This is a genomic window from Rhodanobacter sp. A1T4, from assembly GCF_014207185.1.
Lineage (GTDB): Bacteria > Pseudomonadota > Gammaproteobacteria > Xanthomonadales > Rhodanobacteraceae > Rhodanobacter.
The window spans coordinates 15,957-34,095 of sequence record NZ_JACHCP010000001.1 but is presented as its reverse complement, the minus strand read 5'-3'; the positions used below and the strand labels follow the sequence as shown (position 1 = coordinate 34,095).

Here is an 18,139-nt window from a genome sequence, read left to right as displayed (position 1 = left end):
AAACATGCAATTCATTGATGCATTCCAAACCTATAGGTTTTAGATATGGACAAGCTATCCAGCATGGCGATGTTTATTCGCGTCGTCGAAAGCGGCAGTTTCAGCGCTGCCGCTGAAATCGCTGGCGTCTCGCCGACGATGGCCGGCAAGCATGTACGTACCATCGAAGAGCGGCTGGGGGCCAGACTGTTGCATCGAACCACCCGGCGCCAGCAACTGACCGAAGTGGGCCGGCTCTATTACGAACGCTGCAAGCAGGTGCTCGCCGACGTGGAACTCGCCGACGCCAGTGCCAACGAATTGCAGGCCACGCCTCGGGGTCTGCTACGCATCGCATCGCCACTCAGTTTCGGCAGTCGCCGGCTGGTGCCGGCGCTCTCCGATTATCTGTCCCAGCATCCGCTGGTCAGCGTCGACCTGTCGCTGAACAACCGGGTCTTCGACATGGTCGAGGAAGGTTATGAACTGGCGATACGCATCGGTGCGATCGGCGACCACGCACTGGTAGCGCGTCCACTACGGCCCTATCGCATGCTGATGGCGGCATCGCCAGTCTATCTGGCCCGGCATGGCACGCCGACACGGCCCGACGAACTATCCGCGCACACCTGCCTGGGCTTGTCCAACTGGCGTCACCGCGATCACTGGCATCTGCTCGGCCCGGATGGCGAACAGGACATTGCCGTGCGCGGTCGGCTCACCACGGACAACGGCGATGCCCTGCGCATCGCTGCGCTGCACGATGCCGGTATCGTTTTGCAGCCGGAGGTACTGCTTGCAGACGATCTGTCCAGTGGCCACCTGGTGCAAGTGCTGCCCGACTGGGCACCACCGGCGATACCGATGCACTTGCTGTACGCACCGGATCGCCGACCGACCGCCAAGCTGCGCAGCATGATCGACTTTCTGCTGAGCCGCTTCAGTGCAGCGGCCACAATCGACTGACGACCCAGCTTAACCATCGCGGGCACTGAGCCAGTTGATGGAAAACAAAAGGGCCAGCCCCTGAAAGGTGGCTGGCCCGGATTGATCGATCAGGAAGATCAGGCTTGCGGTTGCGGATCAGCTTCGCTGGAATCAGCCTCGTCTTCCTTCTTTCCGACGAGCGACTCGAGCGCACCAGCTCCCTTGAAACCAGCAACAGCCGCAATGCCTTTTGTCAGAAGGCCTGCATTCGGGTCGAGCTTTTCTGCGCCCTCGACAGCTGCTACTGCACCTGCAATTTCACCAACGGCATCTAGGATTCCCATAACGACCTCCGCGCTGATTGGAGTGAAAGAGCATCGTATCGCTCCTGATAATGCGAGATGAATATTGACGCAAACACCTGCGCCAAAACGTCCAAAGCGAAGCACGCCTGATCAAACCGAAATCACTACACGAATGAAGCCAAACCGTACCCTGCATGGTCTCCCGGCCGGCGATTCCCGCTGCTGGTGCAGTACGGCCGGCATCCGGCGCAATCGCAAGAAAATACAGCGAGCTCTATGTCGGGCGACCCTCCCTCAATCCCGCCTCAAGTGGCTTGCGTCCAAGTCGACTCGATGTCGACCTTGACCGCATCATCGATGCCTATCGGGTCAACGCCGAGCATGTCATGGACGCAGCCATGCCGCATGCCGGCGTAATCGCCGTTATGGCGGAAGGTCGCTGACCAATTCACACGACCGGCACTCGCGGGCCGGTAATCCCCTTCATAGGTGCATCCATTGCTGGTCTTGCCGGAGACATTGACCATGGCTGAACCCTCTTGGCGTGATCGCCCCCTCAGCATAGGCCTTTGCTGACGCAATAGCGCCTGTTTGCAAAAGAGTGCCTGCGCTGCTGATACCGCCTCGAATCCTCGAACCCAATCAACACCTTGCGCAATGATTGATTCAGCAGCGCGCGCGATACGCCTATGCCAGCGTCATGCCCGCCTTCGCAGTGCGTCCACCAGCAGCGAAAACGCCGGTGATGGTTGGCGACGGCTGGGGTAGTAGAGGTGGAAGCCTGGGAAGGGCGGGCACCAGTCACCCAATACGCGCTGCAAGCTGCCGTCGTGGATATGCGTGGAGACCATATCCTCCGGGACACACGCGAGGCCGAAGCCGGCCCGCACGGCTTCGAGCGCCTGACGGGCGCTATTGAAAGTGAGCCGCCCTTCGACGCGCACATTCAAAACGCGCCGACCCTTCTCGAATTCCCAAGCGTACAGACCACCACGGGTCATCAGGCGCAAGTTGATGCAGTCGTGTCCGGTCAGGTCTCGCGGCGTCTTGACTGCTGGCCGTGATGAAAGGTAAGCCGGCGTGCCGACAACGGCCATGCGCATCGGTGGGCCGATCGGCACGGCCACCATGTCTTGCGCCACCTGCTCGCCGAGTCGGATGCCAGCATCGAAGCGCTCGGCTGCGATATCGACAAGGCTCGAATCGGTGATGACTTCGACTTTGATATCCGGGTAGTCCACCAGCAGCTCGGCGACTACCGGCCACAGGATCGTGGTCGCCGCATGCTCGCTGGTGGTGATGCGCAAGGTGCCGGCGGGCTTGTCGCGCAGCTCGCCCAAGGCGGCGATGGCGACGTCGATATTGTCGAAGTTCGGTTCCAGCGAACGGAATAGACGCTCCCCCGCTTCGGTGGGCGAAACGCTGCGCGTCGTACGCGTCAACAAACGCAAACCGATCCGCGCCTCGAGCGCGCGCATGGTGTGGCTGAGCGCCGATTGCGACACCCCAAGCTGCGCCGCTGCGCGCGTGAAGCTGCGCTCGCGGGCGACGGCGAGAAACGCGATGAGATCGTTGTAGTTCTCGCGAGCCATAAGCTAGTTACCGATTAATGAAATTAGATCATAAGTGCATTCGCTTTTATCCGTCTAATCATATGAAAACGAGACCGGCAAACTAAGCCCATCCAATCATCTCGGCAGGAGAACACCATGCAACAGCGCACTCTCGGCCATAGCGGACTTAAAGTCTCGGCCCTCGGCTTCGGCTGCATGGGGCTCAACTTTGCCTATGGTCCCGGGCTCGGCAAACGCGACGCGATAGCGCTCCTCCGCGACGCTTTCGAAAATGGCGTGACCTTCTTCGACACCGCGGAGGCCTATGGACCGTTCACCAACGAGGAACTGGTCGGCGAGGCGCTGGCGCCGATCCGCGATCAGGTGGTGATCGCGACCAAGTTCGGTTTCAAGGACGGCAACGCAGCCACCGGTGTCGACAGCCGACCGGAGCGCATCCGCACCGTTGCCGAGGCGTCGCTGAAGCGGCTGAAAACCGATCGAATCGATCTGCTTTACCAGCACCGCGTCGATCCGAACGTGCCGATGGAAGATGTCGCCGGCACCGTGAAGGAGCTGATCGCCGAAGGCAAGGTCAAACACTTTGGCTTGTCCGAAGCCGGTGTGGCATCGATCCGTCGCGCGCACGCCGTGCAGCCGGTCGCCGCGCTGCAAAGTGAGTATTCGCTCTGGTGGCGTGAGCCCGAAGATGACGTGCTGCCAACCTGCGAAGAACTGGGCATCGGCTTTGTGTCCTTCAGCCCGCTCGGCAAGGGTTTCCTGACCGGCACCATCGACGCCGCAACGACATTTGGCAAGGACGACTTCCGCAGCATCGTGCCCAGGTTCTCGGCGGAAGCGCGCAAGGCGAACCAGTCACTGGTCGATCTGCTTGGTCACATCGCGTCGAGCAAGCAGGCCACACCAGCTCAGATCGCTCTTGCCTGGTTGCTGGACCGCAAGCCATGGATCGTACCGATACCGGGAACCACCAAGCTGCATCGACTGGAGGAAAACGTCGGCGCCGCGGACATCACACTGGACGGCAACGACCTGCGTCAGATCGAAGAAGCACTGAGCCACGTCACCGTGCAAGGCGATCGTTACCCCGCGCATCTCGCCGCACTGACCGGCAAGTGAGCGCCGTCAGTGCACGACAATCCACAGAGCCCCGATCGATGAACATCACCGACACCGCGCAACGCAACCACGACAAACTTTTCCCCAACGACGTATCGAAGCTGGCGGTCACCGATCCTGAGCTGATCGAGATCTTCGACAACTGGGCCTTCGACGATGTGCTGGCCGAAGACGGCCCCGAGATCCGCACGCGATTGATGCTTCAGCTCGCCGCCATCATTGCCTGCCAGGCAGTCAACGAGTACCGCGCCATGCTCGGCGCTGCACTCAACGTCGGCGTCACTCCGATCGAGGTGAAGGAAATCGTCTACCAAGCGCTGCCCTATCTCGGCATGGCTCGCCTGTTCGATTTTCTCGGCGCCACAAACGAGGTATTGCTGAGCCGTGGCATCACCCTACCACTGGAAGGCCAATCCACCACCTCGGAGGAAACGCGCTTCGATAAAGGTCTGGCCGTCCAGAAGCAGATCTTCGGCGCACAGATCGATGCGATGTATGAAAAGTCACCGAAGGATCAGATCCACATCCAGACCTTCCTTTCGGCCAACTGCTTCGGCGACTACTACACGCGCAACGGACTGGATCTGAAAACGCGCGAATTGCTGACCTTTGCCATGCTCTCCGCGCTGGGCGGCTGCGAGCCGCAGCTTGCCGGCCACATAGCCGGCAACCTCGCCGTTGGCAACGACCGTCAAGTGCTCATCGGCACCGTCACTCAACTGCTGCCGTTCATCGGTTATCCGCGCTCGTTGAATGCGCTGCGACTCATCAACGAGGCGACGCAAGATCACGGGCAGTGAACGCGCGCCTTGCCAGCGCACTTATCTCGAGTAATCGCGCGCTCGCCACATCGCCAACGCCTTCACCCTTTCCAAAGGAACCCCGACCATGCAACTTATCCGCAACGGCTCACAGCCCTCGGTCAAAGGGCCGGAGGAATTCTTCACCGGCACCGTGCGCATCGACATGCCGTTCAAGGGCTCGGGCGACGCGAAGATTTCCGGCGGCATCGTCACCTTCGAGCCCGGTGCGCGTAGTGCATGGCACACGCATCCGCTCGGACAGGTATTGATCGTCACCTCGGGCAAGGGCTGGACGCAGTGCGAGGGGGAGCCGATCGTCGAGATCAACGCCGGCGACATCATCATCTGCCCGCCCGGTCACAAGCACTGGCACGGCGCCACGCCCACCACCTCGATGACGCATATCGCCGTGCAGGAAGCACTGGACGGCAAGGCCGTCGACTGGCTGCAGAAAGTCACCGACGAGGAATACCTCGCGGGGCCGCCCCAGTAATCATCGCCGTGCTCTGTCGATAAACGAATAAAGCAACGAGCGGGCCGTGTTCACTTCGCCGGATGAAGTGAACACGGCCTTTTCGTTTTGAGCGGCCGCTTCAGTGGACAATGCATGATCATCCAGGCAGCCCTTTGCCTGCATCCACCACCACTCGACGACACGTATCTCCCGCATGAACATCGATCCATCACGCAAGGTCCCTGGCTCCGCCTTCGCCTCGCTGCGCGCCAGCATCAAGGTTGCAGCGATCCTGCTGGCAAGCGTGGTGCTGATGCCACCGCAGTGGCTGTTTATGCGCTTTACCCGCGGGCGGGCATCCTTCGTTCTGCCGCGATTCTGGTTTGCCTGCCTGCGTCGGGCGATGGGACTTCGGTTTGAGATCGTCGGCACACCGCGCGACAGCGGCGGCACGCTGTTCGTCGGCAACCACATTTCGCATTACGACATCGTGCTGCTGGGAAGCATTCTGCGTGCGCGCTTTATCGCCAAGGACGAAATGGAAAGCTGGCCCGGTGTGCGCTTTATCGGTGGCCTGGGGCAAACGCTATTCATCAGCCGACGCCGGCAAGATACGGCCAGCGTGGCCGCTGGCATCGCCGCGCAGATGCGACCCGATCACGACGTGGTGCTGTTCGCCGAAGGCACCACGTCATCGGGCGAACAAGTCGCGCCATTCAAGTCGAGCCTGCTTGCGCCATTCCTTGGTCCACAGGCTGCAGTGCAAGCCTGGCAGCTACAGCCGTTTACTCTGGACATCGTGTCCGTCGACGGCCGCGCTTTGTCAGTCGGCGGCGATCGCGACGGCTACGCCTTCCATGGTGGCATGGAAGCCGGCCCACACGTCAGCCGATTCTTTCGCATGTCGGGCGCGCTGGTGCGCGTGACCTTCCACCCACCGATCGCGATTCCACCCGGCACTGATCGCAAGGCATTGGCAGCGCAAGTACATGACATCGTGGAGTCGGGGCTTTCTTGCAATCATGCCTCACTTCGCTCTGTCGCCGGCGCACACAGCTAGCATTCGCAAGACCTGGCGTCGCCAAAGGAATCAAACGGATCAGGCTCACCGAATCAGTTACCCGAATTGCTGCCCTGAGTGGCCTGCAAGAAGTGGGGCCAACCTTCCTGCCACTGCAACCAAAAGCAGGTGCCGGGCGAATGAAATCAGAGAGGCCGAAACTTTTCGGCCATCGGGTGGACGCCATGGTACAGACAGCATTGAATCACGCGGGTGGTGCACGGCGCACCGCGTTTGTCATGGCGGGTGGCGGCAGTCTCGGTGCCGTCGAGGTAGGCATGTTGCAAGCGCTGCTAGCCTGGGGCGAGAAACCGGCATTTGTGGTCGGCGCGTCGGCAGGCGCAATCAACGGCGCGTATTTCGCCGCCGATCCGACCCTGGCCGGTGCGCAACGGCTGGAGCAATTGTGGTGCGGACTGCGACGCCGTGACGTATTTCCCATCAATCTGGCCAGCGTAATCGGGCTGTTACGCCGACGCGATCATCTAGTGGCATCGACGTACTTGCGACGTCTGCTGGAAAGTCATTTGCCATACGGGCAACTGGAGGACGCCGTCCTGCCGATGCATGTGGTCGCATCGGACATGCTGACCGGCGACGAAGTGCGTTTATCATCCGGCCCCGTCATCGATGCCGTGCTTGCCAGCACGGCCATCCCCGGTGTGTTTCCGCCGGTGCGTATCGATGGGCGGTGGCTTGTGGACGGTGGTGTCGCCAACAACACGCCCATCTCCACAGCGGTACGCCTGGGTGCCACGCGCGTCATCGTGCTGCCGACCGGCTTCGCTTGTGCGCTGACGCAGATCCCCAGCGGTGCCATTGCCCGCGCCATGCACGCGCTGAGCCTGCTGGTATCACGCCAGTTGGTGCAGGACGCCGAGCGTCTAGTCGGCGGCGCGGTGCAGCTGCGCATCGTACCGAGCCTGTGTCCGCTGGAGCGGTCGCCATATGACTATTCCGCTGCGGCAAACCTCATCTCCCGTTCCAGGGAAAATACCCACCACTGGCTTGAAGAAGGCGGCCTCGATCGCGACGACATCCCCATGCAACTGCACGAACATCGGCACTGAGTGGGCGACTGCCAAAAATGGGATGGCGCCTCTCAAATCGTCGTCGACATGGCTATATGCAAGGGAGTTCATATGCGCAGTCACTTATTGTTTCGGCAATAGCGTTACGTGTCATGACGGGCTCGAGCAACGTTGCTACAGCGCGGATATTGTCGCTATGCCAACGAAACTGTGCGCAGGCCTACCGAGAATGTGTAGCAAACGGACGTAGTGCCAACGAGTGCGAAATTCAGGACGATATATGCTTGGCCAATGCGCTTCCAGTCTCCATCCAGCTTACGGCGCTAGTCATGTGGATAGAAGCAGCGCACTGACTTTACCGAAACGCCGCGACAAACCGCTCACACGTTAGGTTGATGGATTCATCAATCAAAAAAGCCTCTGGGTGACCGAGAGGCTTTTTTTGATTTTCAGATGATCCGGATATACCTATTGGACTGAAGCCCCCGCACCCTTCGCCAGCGCAAAATCAATCGCTGCACACACCGCCGCCACCTGCGCCGCATTACATTGCTCGGGCGTGGCGCGAGGGCTGTCGGGGTAGACCTCGGTGGTGGTGGTGTAGCGGGCATGGGTGATGCTGGCGCAGAGACCGAGCTGCTTGAGCGCGTACTCGATAACACCGGGTGCGACCGTGGGTGAGCCGATGATCTCGCCGCGGCTATCGGCCGGGGCAATGTGGGTGACTTTGGCCACCTCAGCGATCACCGCCTGCTGGAATTCGGGCTGCGGATTCTCGCTGTCGTCGACCAGATAAAAGCCGTCGGGGATTTCGTCCGGCTCGTACGCGATGCCATCGCGCGCGGCCAGTGCCGGGCGGAACTCGGACTCGTCGGTATCGGTGGTTTCATGTAGGTCGATATGCATCAATACGCGATCGCGGATCGGCGCGACCAGGTGCATCAATGCTGCCGATTCCTGCGCCGGACTGTCATCGCGAAACGAGCGGTTCGGATCGAGCGCCTTCGCGTTCCAGCGGTGAATGCGCTCGTAGGCCCATGGGCTGACGCACGGCGCGACGATGATATTCACGCGACCGGCATAGCGCGACATCTGCTGATCGATGAACTGCAGCGCGCCGTGCACGCCACTGGTTTCATAACCATGCACACCGCCCGTCACCAACACGATGGGAAGCTCGTCGCGCCAGTCGCGACTCTTGATCGCGAACAGCGCATAACTGTCGGGCGTGTATTCCAAGCGTCCGTACTCCGACACGTCGAAGCGCGAGCGAAAGGTTTCGATCACGCTCAGCACGTCCGCTGCATAGCTGCGCTGCACGGTTTGCCGGGACAACCAGGTCGCCACTTCCGCATCGCCCCAGGGATGTCCGGGTGTACCGATGGGATACGGTGCATCGTTAGTCATCATGTCGCTCGCTTTGTCGTTGTATCAAGGAAAGCGAGGCACCTTAGCACTGGTCTGCAAGGACTGCAGGAGTCCGGTTGCCAAGAGGACCACGTCAAAAAGCACATGCGACGGTCACCTCGGATAGGTCAACGGAAATTGCGAGGCAATGAATCTGGTGCCATTTTTCCCTAGAATCCAGCACACCATGCGTCGTCCACTACCATCGCTGCGCCCTCGCAAGAAACCCGTGCAACCGCGCGCAGTCGAAACCTATGCCTGGATTCTGGAGGCGGCGGCGCAGATCCTCGAGGGACAAGGGATTGGTGCTTTCAACACCAACCTCGTGGCCGAGCGGGCCGGGGTGAGCATCGGTTCGCTTTACCAGTATTTTCCCGGGAAGGACGCGCTGTTGATCGCACTGATGCGACGCGAAAAGGAGCGCCTCGGCGAAGATGCGCTGGCCGCGCTGGCCGCGCCCGACGGTCACGCCGCGTTGGCGCATCTGGTAGCTGCTGCCGTCCGTCACCAGCTCGGTCGTCCGGAGCTGGCACGGCTGCTCGATGTCGAGGAAACGCGGCCGGAAGCACAGCAAGAAGTCGAGAACGCAAGCAACTACCGCGGCCTGCTGCGCACCATACTCGACCGATCGGATCTGCCGCCGCAACCAAACCCTGAGATCGCCACCGATGACCTCGCCTCGTTGGTGCGCATGCTGGTGGATGCCGCTGGCGTGCGTGGTGAATCCAATGCAGAGCAACTTGAACGACGTGTGCTGGGCGCGCTTTTGGGCTACCTCGGCGCGTCAACTAGACCCTGAAATGTGAGCAAAGCGGTTATTGGCTGCAAAGCCGTGCGGTCGAAGCGACTGATACGGCGCAGGCTAAGGCGTAAAGCAGCGCATGCGAGTTGGCTGACGCAAGAGCTGCCGACATCATGAAGTCCCGCGAATCGCTCGATCCGCCCACTTCTGGAAATCCCATGTCCAACGCGCTTTTCCCCATGAAACTCAACCATCTCAGCTTTCCCTCCGACGATCCGGCCAGCACGGCGGCGTTCTTCGAAACCTACCTCGGGTTCACCATCGCGCCAGCTGCGGGGCACTGGATCCTGAAGCGTCCCGGCTTCGACGTAGTCATCGAAGATATTGACGCCGACACACCGCATTGGCCGAGTACCTTCCACGTCGGCTTCGAGCTGCCATCGCGCACCGAGGTCGAGTCACTCCACGCACAAATGGTGGCGGATGGCGTGATCATGGAGACTGGCGTCATCGACCACGAGCGCGGCTCGCGCTTCTTCTGCCGCGCGCCCGGCGGCGTGATGTTCGAGCTCAACACTCGCGCCGACGCTGCGCCTGCGTATCGCGGCACCTTCAACTGAACCAGTGCACGCGTGACGATCTTCAGAGCCAACTCCTGGCGCTCAACGTAAAAACCCGGAATCAGAATCACTTGCTCCATCGGAATGAGTGATCCCGGTTCCGCCTTAGCAACCTCTCGAGCGTCACGCGTGAACCAAAAGCTCAAACATGGCCGGCATGATGCCTGCCAATAAACTCACCCTATTTCAATGACGATTTTGCTAGCTTGGAGCACCCACAAAGGAGTGACCCGAGATGATCCATGTTGTCGCCATACTGACCGCCAAGCCCGGCCGACGTGCCGAACTGCTTGAGCGCTTTCTCGCCGTGATGCGGATCGTGCACACGGAGGATGGTTGCATCGAATACCGCCCCATTATCGACAACGACGCCGGCCTCGATGACGCACGCGAGCCGGCAGGATCCGACACATTTATCGTTATCGAGAAATGGGCGAGCGTAAAGGCGCTCGACGCGCATAGCGCAACCGACCATATGCGCAAGTACGGCGAGGATGTCCGCGATCTGATCGCCAACCGGGTGCTGCACGTGATGCGGGACGCGGCGGCTTAGCCAGTCTTGCGCCAAGGGTACGAAGCAGCCCATACATTGCGCGTGGGCTGCTTAAAAATATCTCTGACATCTTTGTTTCAGTTTGCGCGATCGATATAGCCGGTGCTAAGTTAAATTTCGCTTTGACCGCACGGAGGGCTGGTTCATGAGCTTTGCCTTTGCCCCGAGTGATTCCTCCACGGGCTTGACTGACTTCGTCGAGTTGGCCGATAGATCTGCGCCAATGCGCCCATTGCCAACCGATCAATCCCTTGAAGTCCTGCGGAAAATTACGGCGCGACTTACGACGACTGAGGCTATTCACCCGTCGATTCCGTTCACTTAGGAAACCAAGCTATGACGCAGTCCATTGATCCCGTAAAGCTCAAAGCGAGTGCCGAGCATTTGGAGTGGGTGCTCAAGCAATATCCCGATAGTGAGGATGTGCAGAGCCTGTTGCGCGCTTTGTTACCGCTTATCGAAGCGGCAAAGGCAGGGAGAGTGCTGGAACCTGTGGGACGACGAGATATTCCAGGCGCCTATAACTTCGGCGATGGCGTTTACACACCTTATAGAGACCCAGACGTAGACGAGGCCTATTCCGAATTCTCGGCCGAAATGCGAGGGGGGCGTGACGAGGAAGAGAACGAGATCATTGCGAGCGTTCAGGCCATGATCGATGGAGCGAAAGCCCGTGACTGATCAAGGCCTGACTCCCGAGGAACTAAAGCAGCAACATGCCGCCGAAATCAGCCGAAGCGAAACTTTCGTTACTCATGGTGTGAGTGAGCAAGCGGCAAAGAGTTATTTGAAGACGCCGGAGGGCAACTTATATTTGCAGCGGCTTGTGCAAGCTGATCCGAGCAGTTCGGCATCGAAAATAGCCGACCGAGCCATGGATCAAATCATCTCCGGCCGCGAACTTCCCCGCATGGAGCTAAACAGCGACCCGCTGGTGAAGATCGTGCCGACCGGCAGCAAGGTCTCGCCGTATTCGCCGTTTTTCGCCAAGCAGTCCGCGTTCGAAGACGCGCTGCACCAGGGTCACAACCTCTCGGACCGTTTCGGCCTGCCGATCCAGAGCGAAGCAACGCGCTACGACGTCTATCAAATTCAGCCCAAGGCCCCTACCGAAGTTTTCGTCAATCATGTCGCCCCGACCTCCGAGCTGGGTGGCCTGGTAACCAAGCCCGGTGGCGCCGAACAATATCTGGTGCCGCATCGCGGCCTGTATACCGAACCCACCTACCTGAAGAGTCTGGACAACAGCCTCGCCGTGCAAACCGAGCGCAGCGTCGGCACCGGCCTGTCAGCCGACGCGGCCAGCAAAGGGTTGGGTGCATTAGGCGCCGCGGCCATTGCCTACGACGCCGCCACCACCGGACAACGCACCGCCGACCTTCTCCACGCGGGTAACCGCATAGGTGGTCAATCCGAAATCCTGCATTTTGGCGGCCGCAATCTAGGCATGCTGGCCGGCGCGGAGCTGGGCGCCACTGCAGGTGCAGCACTTGGCGTGGAGTCTGGCCCCGGCCTGCTTGCTACCGGTGCCATCGGTGGCATCGCGGGCGCGATCGGCGGCAATAAAATCGCCGATGCCATCGATCACCACCGCATCTACAACCAATCCGATAGCCAAGGGAACAGCTGGCGCTTTGATCCGCAACAGCCTTCGCAAGGCTGGACACGCCGGGACGAACACCACACCCTGACCGCCGATGCGACACTTTCCAATCAGCTGAATTTCCAGGCGTCGAGCACCGCGGTGCAACTGGCCTTGGCGAACCCTGGCACGCCGAAAAGTCCCTATACGCAAGCGTCTGCTGCGGGTGACACACCGAGCATGAGGGATGCCCCCTGGACACGTGATGCGCAGACGCATACATGGTCGCGCGAGGTCACCGACCAAATACTCGAACACGGCATGGTCAGCACGCACCAGGAGACCGCCAACCCCGCACGTGCCACACAACTCAATCAGGCGGCACGGCAAACCATTGCCGAGAATGTCGCGGCCTCACCACAGGGCATGGCCCAACGCTATCAGGCCGCTTATACGCAGTACGGCTGGCACCAGTACGGCGCCATGCCCGAGGCGGTGACCCATGCATTGAAGGCACCCGACAACATCGTGCAGGCTTCGGACGGCCATACCTACACGCGGGCGGCTGATGGGCAGTGGAACACGCCCGGCATGCTCTATGGCACGAATGCCGCCAACGGCAACGTGCGCGACGAACTCAACGCCACGCGGCAAGCACAAGCAGCGCATGCCACCACCAGTTCGCCTATTGCCGCGCCGGTGCGCCTTGACGATCCGGCGCATCCCGATCACCTGCTCTATCAGCAGGCGCGGGGCGCCGTGCACAAAGTCGACGCACAGATCGGCCGCATTCCGGACCAACGCAGCGACAACCTATCCGCCGCCGTCGCCGTAGCGGCGCGCAGCAGTGGCTTGAAACAGATCGATCACGTCGTAATGAGCGACGATGGCCGCAAGGCCTTTGCCGTGCAAGGCGATCTGCGATCGACCACTAAACACATCGCACAACCGGTGGAGACAGCGCAGGCGGTTCAAACGTCCATCGCACAAAGCAGTGCGGCGATGGAACAGGCGACGCAGAAGCAGCACGCGCATGCGCAGGCACCGACTCCCGTGCAGAACCCGCAGGAAGTGCAGCAGCAAAAAAGCGCTACGCCGTTATCGCGGTTGTAAGGGCTGCGCTGCGCGCGCAGACAGCACGCTTGCCGCAGGCACAAAGCTCCCCTTTTTATCCACTAACCCACTCTCTTTTCCCTCCGCATCCTGAAGTCCGGAATTGTACGAGTAGAAGAACATGGGTCCGATCGGTATCCGTTGCCCCAGATCATCGAACGCATCGAGCATCTCCTTCATTCCCTGACTGGCCGTCTGCCCCTTCGCGTTTGGAAACTTGGTAGCGTCGGTAAAGCCCCACTCTGTAATCCACAACGGCTTATTTCGACCCAATGCCCAAATATCCTGGCGCAATAAGGCGGTCGCGCTTTGGCCTGCATTGGCTGGCGATGCATAAACGTGAGTCCCGTAAGCGGTCACGTGATAGCTGGCGTTGTCGAGATAGTTAAAGCCATCGACACTCTTCAGCATCGCGACTACCTGCGCCGGATTGGAGAGGTTGTGTGATGGATGGCCTGGCGCGGTGTATCCATGCGCCATACCAAACGTGATGATCTGCGACTGCGGATAGTCGTTGGGTTCGTGCAGGATCTCTGCACCGGTCTTCAGGAACTCCCCATATCCGTGGAGCCAAGTGTGAAGCTCAGTCTGACTGGCACTGTGTCCGTTCGGCACATCCGCGTCGTAGTAGTAGCTATCGTCTTCATTGCCGAATTCGACGGCATCGATCGAAAGATTAGCTTCCTTCAAAGCCCCAAGCAGATGACGGAATCGCTGAGAAAACTTCTTCAAGTCGATCTGGCTTAATTTCTTCGCCCTCCAGCCGTGGTCATTCATCGGCAGTGCGTCATCGTAGTCTTCGTCCATCTGAAGGATGTTTATCAGCACTTTCAGATTTTGTTGTTTTGCCAGTCGAACCTCGTCGACGAAGTTGGCAACGCCCTGCGCCGATCCGGAAGTCGGTCCGTCACGAAACCAAGCGGCATGAAGCGTACGAATATCTTCCAGTGTCTTTTTCCGTGTGGCTTCGTCCTCCCTACTCAATCCGGAACGATCGATACCAATCGCCGAAACTTTTTGAGCGAGTACCGGACTCGATAGCAACGAAAGAGCCACCAGAATGCATGGAACGACCGGGATACTGGTTCGTTTCATTTCAGACATACGGTTTAGACCCAATAGGTTTTGTCTGCATTTTGGTCAATGCAAGATGCCGAGGACTGGAGGGCAATGGATACAACTAGCCGCACTTACTGACCTACAGTTCAAATACGTATGGCTGACCCCTGTTTTCACTACCTGCAGTGCTGCAGCTGTACGCCGTACTCGCGAGCGAGGTTATCGACGACATCGGCGGTCTGCAACAGATGGCGATCGTGTCGCCACTGGCCGCTACGGTAGCCGCCGATACCTTCGTGGTAAGCCAGGTACAACTGCTTCGGGTCCCACTTGGAGATACCCAACTCGCGATGGATGCGGTCGGTGTACCAGCCAAGAAAATCGAGCGAGTTGTTCATGTCCTTACGGCTCTTGAACCAGCGGCCGTTCGCCTTTAGATACTCCTGCCACACCGGATCCTGCGCCTGCGCGTAGCCATAGGCGCTGGACCGGCGCGGCAACGGAATAAACAGAAAGTGAGGCCGATCCGGGCGAGCCTTCTCGCGGAAGTCGGATTCCCGCTGCACGAACGCCATCAACACATTGACCGGGGTGCCCCAGCGTTTCTGCGCCGCGCGGGCATCGCGATACCAGCTCGGGTACTGCTCGAAGACCTGGCAGATGCTCTGGCTGTTACGAGGCGGCGCGGTGGCGCATCCGCCGAGAGCCAGCAGGCCGACAGCAAAAAGGGCGACGCCGAGACGTCGAGCCGTCGTGACGTTCCATATTCTGATCATGATCGCAGGGTAGCAGCCGATGGCGCATGCGGTGGGTTGGGTATTACGGAAAATTCCCGACGCTTTTCTGCTGCACGACCAGTGCAGTTGTATCCCGTGGCGCCATCGAACTGCCATCGCACTGCGCCACAGTGGCATGCGCCTTCGATCATTGCTGCTTCCTTCGATTTGAACGCATGCTAATTCAAAGGGGTGCCATCTTGCCCGCGCGTTTTGCTTTTGTGTCGGCGTACTATCCGCTGACCATTGCCGAACTGCCGCTTGTCGCTCGGTGTCCGGGCGGCAAGCGGTCACCACCAATCATCAGGAGAATGCCTTATGCAGACCCGTATCCAGGGCACGGTGATGCCCGTGCTGGAAGTGCAGCTTGATCCCAACGACAGCGTGTTCGCCGAGAGCGGCGAGCTGTCGTGGATGACCGCGTCGATCCAGATGACCACGCACACGCAGATGGGCGGCGGCGGCGGACTGATGGGCATGTTCAAGCGTGCCGTCGGTGGCGGCAGTTTCTTCATGACCGAATACCGCGCCGTGCAGAGGCCTGGTGAGGTCGCGTTTGCCACCAAGGTACCTGGCCATATCGTGCCAGTGCCGGTGAGTCCTTCCAACGAGTACCTCGTGCATCGGCATGGTTTTCTCTGCGCCACGCCGCAAGTCACCCTAGGCGTGGGCTTTCAGCAGTCGCTGGGCGCCGGCATTTTCGGCGGCGATGGTTTCCTGTTGCAGAAAATCGGCGGCAACGGCACGGCGTGGCTGGAACTCTCCGGCGAACTCATCCAGAAGAATCTGGCGCCCGGTGAAACCTTGCGGGTGCACCCGGGTCACGTCGGTGCGTTCCAGGCCTCGGTAGGTTTTCAGATCACCACGGTGCCCGGCATCAAGAACGCGATCTTCGGCGGCGACGGCATCTTTCTGGCGGCGCTCACCGGCCCCGGCACCGTATGGCTGCAGACGCTACCCATCTCTCGCCTCGCCCACCAGATCGCCGAGTATCTGCCCTCTGGCGGCGCTGGCAGGGCGGCCTCGATAGGTGTGGGCGGTGGCCTGCTCGGCGGTATCGTCGGCTCGATGCTCAACGGTAACGACAACTGAGTTGCCCCCGACAACTTTTTCATCGTGATGAGAAACAGCGGTCAACTTCACGCTGCCGAAGCATGCAAGCTGACCGCTCATTTTAATTGACCTGGCTCCACTCGCCGCCCTCGCCTCAGCCGGCCTTGGCCCAGGCCACGGCATCCTCACCGGCGGGAATACGCAGCGGGGTCGATGGGTCGGTTGCGGCGCGCCATACCGCCTCGGCCACGTCGGACGAGTGCGTGAGCGGGCCGGAGTCACCGCGCATGCGGGCGAGCACGCTGGTCACCAGTTCGGCGTAGGCCTCATGCTCCATGCCGTGCATATGAGCGCGAGCGTTGTCGCCGAAGCGGGTCTCGGGCGAGCGCCCCGGCAGCACCAGCCGTACACGCACGCCGAAAGGCTCGACTTCCGCCGCCAACGACGCGGTGAATGCGTTCACCGCCGCCTTGCTGGCGCTGTATACGCCGACCAGCGGTAGCGCTTTCAGGGTCACGCTCGAGGTCACGTTCACGATGACGCCGGCCCCGCGTTGACGGAACTGCGGCACGAAGGCCTGTGTCATCGCCATGGTGCCAAAGGTGTTGGTCTCGAACAGTTCGCGCGCGGTCGTCATCGGCGTCAGCTCGACCGGCGACGCCGCACCGAAGCCGGCATTGTTGACGAGCACGTCGATGGGGCCCGCAGCCTCGACAACCTGCCGGATGCTTTCCGGATCGGTGATGTCGAGGGCAAGCACACGCAGGCGCTCGGAGCGGGGCAGCACGTCTTCGCGCGGCGTGCGCATGGTGGCGATGACCTGCCAGTCGCGGTCGAGGAAATAACGGGCGATCTCGACGCCGAAGCCGGACGAGCAGCCAGTGATCAGGACGGTATTCATGGAGAAACTCCTGCGGTAGTGCATGGGGGGATAACGCCACGATAGGCCGCTAACACCGTACTCACTACAATCCAGAGTCCATGTTTCATCGTCAGGAGTCCGGACATGATCGATCCACTCGCCGAGGTGGTGTCGCTGCTGCAGCCGGGCGCCCGGTTTTCGAAGGTCGTGATTGGCGCCGGCCCGTGGCACATCCACCGCTCGGATGCCGGGCAGCCGTTCTACTGCGTGGTGCTGGAGGGTGCATGCCATGTCGAGGTCGACGGGCAAGCAGCGCTGACGCTGCAGTCGGGCGACTTTCTGTTGGTGCCTGCCGCCTGGGGCGTCGCGATGTCCAGCCTGGAACCGCCACCTGCGGGCATCAAGAGCCTGCCCGTCGCACAGGGCAACGGCGTTTTCCGCATTGGCGACCAGGATGGCCCGACCGACCTGCGGATGCTGGTGGGCCACTGCAGCTTTGATTCGCCGGATGCCGACCTGCTCGTCGCGCTGCTGCCACGGCTGGTGCATATCCGCGGCGAGCAGCGGCTGGCGACGCTGATGACCCTCGTCGGCGAGGAGTCACGCGAGCAGCGGCCCGCACGCGAGGTGGTGCTGGCACGGCTGCTGGAAGTGCTGCTGATCGAAGCGCTGCGCTCGAACGCCGGCACCACGGCATCGCCGGGCCTCGTGCGCGGGCTGGCCGACGATCGTCTCGCGCTCGCGATCCGCGCGATGCACGCGCAGCCCGATCGCAACTGGACCGTGGCGCAACTGGCGAGTGAAGCCGCGCTGTCGCGCTCGGCGTTCTTCGAGCGCTTCAACCGCACGGTGGGCGTCGCTCCGATGGCCTACCTGCTCGCCTGGCGCATGGCCCTGGCCAAGCATCTGCTGCGAAAAAACGAAACCGGCGTCGCCGCCATCGCCGAACGCATCGGCTACAGCTCGGCCAGCACCTTCAGCACCGCCTTCACCCGCCACGTCGGCCAGCCACCGACGCATTACGCGCGGGAGTATGTCCGCACGTCGGTGCAGGATCACGATCAGGAGCAGGTCATTAGCGCACGCAGCTAAAAGGTGTGGAAAAGAGCCTCTTACCCGG

Annotated in this window: 20 protein-coding genes; 13 read left to right on the top strand and 7 right to left on the bottom strand. The window is 60.7% G+C overall.

Annotated elements, in window-relative coordinates; genetic code table 11:
* Positions 1-45 precede the first annotated feature (45 nt).
* Complete coding sequence (locus HDE80_RS00175; protein WP_184666754.1) at positions 46-945, top strand: LysR family transcriptional regulator; 900 nt, start codon at positions 46-48, stop codon at positions 943-945.
* A 98-nt stretch (positions 946-1,043) separates the two neighbouring features.
* Here the strand turns inward: HDE80_RS00175 and HDE80_RS00170 are convergent, their stop codons facing one another.
* The 3 genes from HDE80_RS00170 to HDE80_RS00160 all read right to left on the bottom strand — a co-directional run bounded on the left by HDE80_RS00170 (position 1,044) and on the right by HDE80_RS00160 (position 2,803).
* Positions 1,044-1,250, bottom strand: a complete 207-nt coding sequence (locus tag HDE80_RS00170; RefSeq protein WP_184601727.1) for a hypothetical protein — start codon at positions 1,248-1,250, stop codon at positions 1,044-1,046.
* A 266-nt stretch (positions 1,251-1,516) separates the two neighbouring features.
* A complete protein-coding gene (locus tag HDE80_RS00165) occupies positions 1,517-1,738 on the bottom strand; it encodes a TonB-dependent receptor (RefSeq protein WP_184666752.1) in 222 nt (73 codons plus the stop codon).
* A 171-nt stretch (positions 1,739-1,909) separates the two neighbouring features.
* Complete coding sequence (locus tag HDE80_RS00160; RefSeq protein WP_184666750.1) at positions 1,910-2,803, bottom strand: LysR family transcriptional regulator; 894 nt, start codon at positions 2,801-2,803, stop codon at positions 1,910-1,912.
* A 117-nt stretch (positions 2,804-2,920) separates the two neighbouring features.
* On the opposite strand from HDE80_RS00160, the gene HDE80_RS00155 reads away from it, so the two are divergent.
* From HDE80_RS00155 to HDE80_RS00135, 5 genes are all read left to right on the top strand, one after another.
* Entirely contained in the window at positions 2,921-3,904 is a 984-nt protein-coding gene (locus tag HDE80_RS00155; RefSeq protein ID WP_184666748.1) for an aldo/keto reductase, read from the top strand.
* Positions 3,905-3,942: 38 nt separating this feature from the next.
* Complete coding sequence (locus tag HDE80_RS00150; RefSeq protein WP_184666746.1) at positions 3,943-4,704, top strand: carboxymuconolactone decarboxylase family protein; 762 nt, start codon at positions 3,943-3,945, stop codon at positions 4,702-4,704.
* Between the two features lie 88 nt (positions 4,705-4,792).
* Positions 4,793-5,200: a cupin domain-containing protein gene (locus HDE80_RS00145; protein ID WP_184666744.1), complete on the top strand. Its 408-nt coding sequence runs from the start codon at positions 4,793-4,795 to the stop codon at positions 5,198-5,200.
* Positions 5,201-5,375: 175 nt separating this feature from the next.
* Positions 5,376-6,221, top strand: a complete 846-nt coding sequence (locus tag HDE80_RS00140; protein ID WP_184666742.1) for a lysophospholipid acyltransferase family protein — start codon at positions 5,376-5,378, stop codon at positions 6,219-6,221.
* 140 nt (positions 6,222-6,361) lie between these two features.
* Positions 6,362-7,291, top strand: a complete 930-nt coding sequence (locus HDE80_RS00135) for a patatin-like phospholipase family protein (protein ID WP_255483503.1) — start codon at positions 6,362-6,364, stop codon at positions 7,289-7,291.
* Positions 7,292-7,720: 429 nt separating this feature from the next.
* Here HDE80_RS00135 and HDE80_RS00130 read toward each other — a convergent pair whose 3' ends face one another.
* Positions 7,721-8,659: a M14 family metallocarboxypeptidase gene (locus HDE80_RS00130; RefSeq protein WP_184666740.1), complete on the bottom strand. Its 939-nt coding sequence runs from the start codon at positions 8,657-8,659 to the stop codon at positions 7,721-7,723.
* Between the two features lie 187 nt (positions 8,660-8,846).
* Between HDE80_RS00130 and HDE80_RS00125 the strand changes: the two genes are divergently transcribed.
* The 5 genes from HDE80_RS00125 to HDE80_RS00105 all read left to right on the top strand — a co-directional run bounded on the left by HDE80_RS00125 (position 8,847) and on the right by HDE80_RS00105 (position 13,269).
* Positions 8,847-9,458 carry a TetR/AcrR family transcriptional regulator gene (locus HDE80_RS00125; protein WP_184666739.1) on the top strand — a complete coding sequence of 204 codons (612 nt, stop codon included), beginning with the start codon at positions 8,847-8,849 and terminating at the stop codon, positions 9,456-9,458.
* Positions 9,459-9,619: 161 nt separating this feature from the next.
* A complete protein-coding gene (locus HDE80_RS00120) occupies positions 9,620-10,021 on the top strand; it encodes a VOC family protein (RefSeq protein WP_221437368.1) in 402 nt (133 codons plus the stop codon).
* A gap of 235 nt (positions 10,022-10,256) precedes the next feature.
* On the top strand, positions 10,257-10,574 hold the full coding sequence (locus tag HDE80_RS00115) for a putative quinol monooxygenase (protein ID WP_184601717.1): 318 nt from the start codon (positions 10,257-10,259) through the stop codon (positions 10,572-10,574).
* Between the two features lie 336 nt (positions 10,575-10,910).
* The gene (locus tag HDE80_RS00110; protein WP_184601716.1) at positions 10,911-11,255 is read left to right on the top strand and encodes a hypothetical protein; all 345 of its coding nucleotides are present in this window, start codon (positions 10,911-10,913) and stop codon (positions 11,253-11,255) included.
* 193 nt (positions 11,256-11,448) lie between these two features.
* A complete protein-coding gene (locus HDE80_RS00105) occupies positions 11,449-13,269 on the top strand; it encodes an XVIPCD domain-containing protein (RefSeq protein ID WP_184666737.1) in 1,821 nt (606 codons plus the stop codon).
* Here the strand turns inward: HDE80_RS00105 and HDE80_RS00100 are convergent.
* Positions 13,255-14,364, bottom strand: a complete 1,110-nt coding sequence (locus HDE80_RS00100) for a hypothetical protein (protein WP_184601714.1) — start codon at positions 14,362-14,364, stop codon at positions 13,255-13,257. The genes HDE80_RS00105 and HDE80_RS00100 overlap by 15 nt on opposite strands.
* Positions 14,365-14,504: 140 nt before the next feature.
* Positions 14,505-15,242 carry a hypothetical protein gene (locus tag HDE80_RS00095; protein ID WP_255483502.1) on the bottom strand — a complete coding sequence of 246 codons (738 nt, stop codon included), beginning with the start codon at positions 15,240-15,242 and terminating at the stop codon, positions 14,505-14,507.
* A gap of 180 nt (positions 15,243-15,422) precedes the next feature.
* On the opposite strand from HDE80_RS00095, the gene HDE80_RS00090 reads away from it, so the two are divergent.
* Complete coding sequence (locus HDE80_RS00090; RefSeq protein ID WP_184601712.1) at positions 15,423-16,196, top strand: TIGR00266 family protein; 774 nt, start codon at positions 15,423-15,425, stop codon at positions 16,194-16,196.
* 115 nt (positions 16,197-16,311) lie between these two features.
* On the opposite strand, the gene HDE80_RS00085 is transcribed toward HDE80_RS00090, so the two are convergent.
* Positions 16,312-17,058: an SDR family oxidoreductase gene (locus tag HDE80_RS00085; protein ID WP_184666735.1), complete on the bottom strand. Its 747-nt coding sequence runs from the start codon at positions 17,056-17,058 to the stop codon at positions 16,312-16,314.
* A gap of 105 nt (positions 17,059-17,163) precedes the next feature.
* On the opposite strand from HDE80_RS00085, the gene HDE80_RS00080 reads away from it, so the two are divergent.
* On the top strand, positions 17,164-18,111 hold the full coding sequence (locus HDE80_RS00080) for an AraC family transcriptional regulator (RefSeq protein ID WP_184666733.1): 948 nt from the start codon (positions 17,164-17,166) through the stop codon (positions 18,109-18,111).
* Positions 18,112-18,139: the final 28 nt, after the last annotated feature.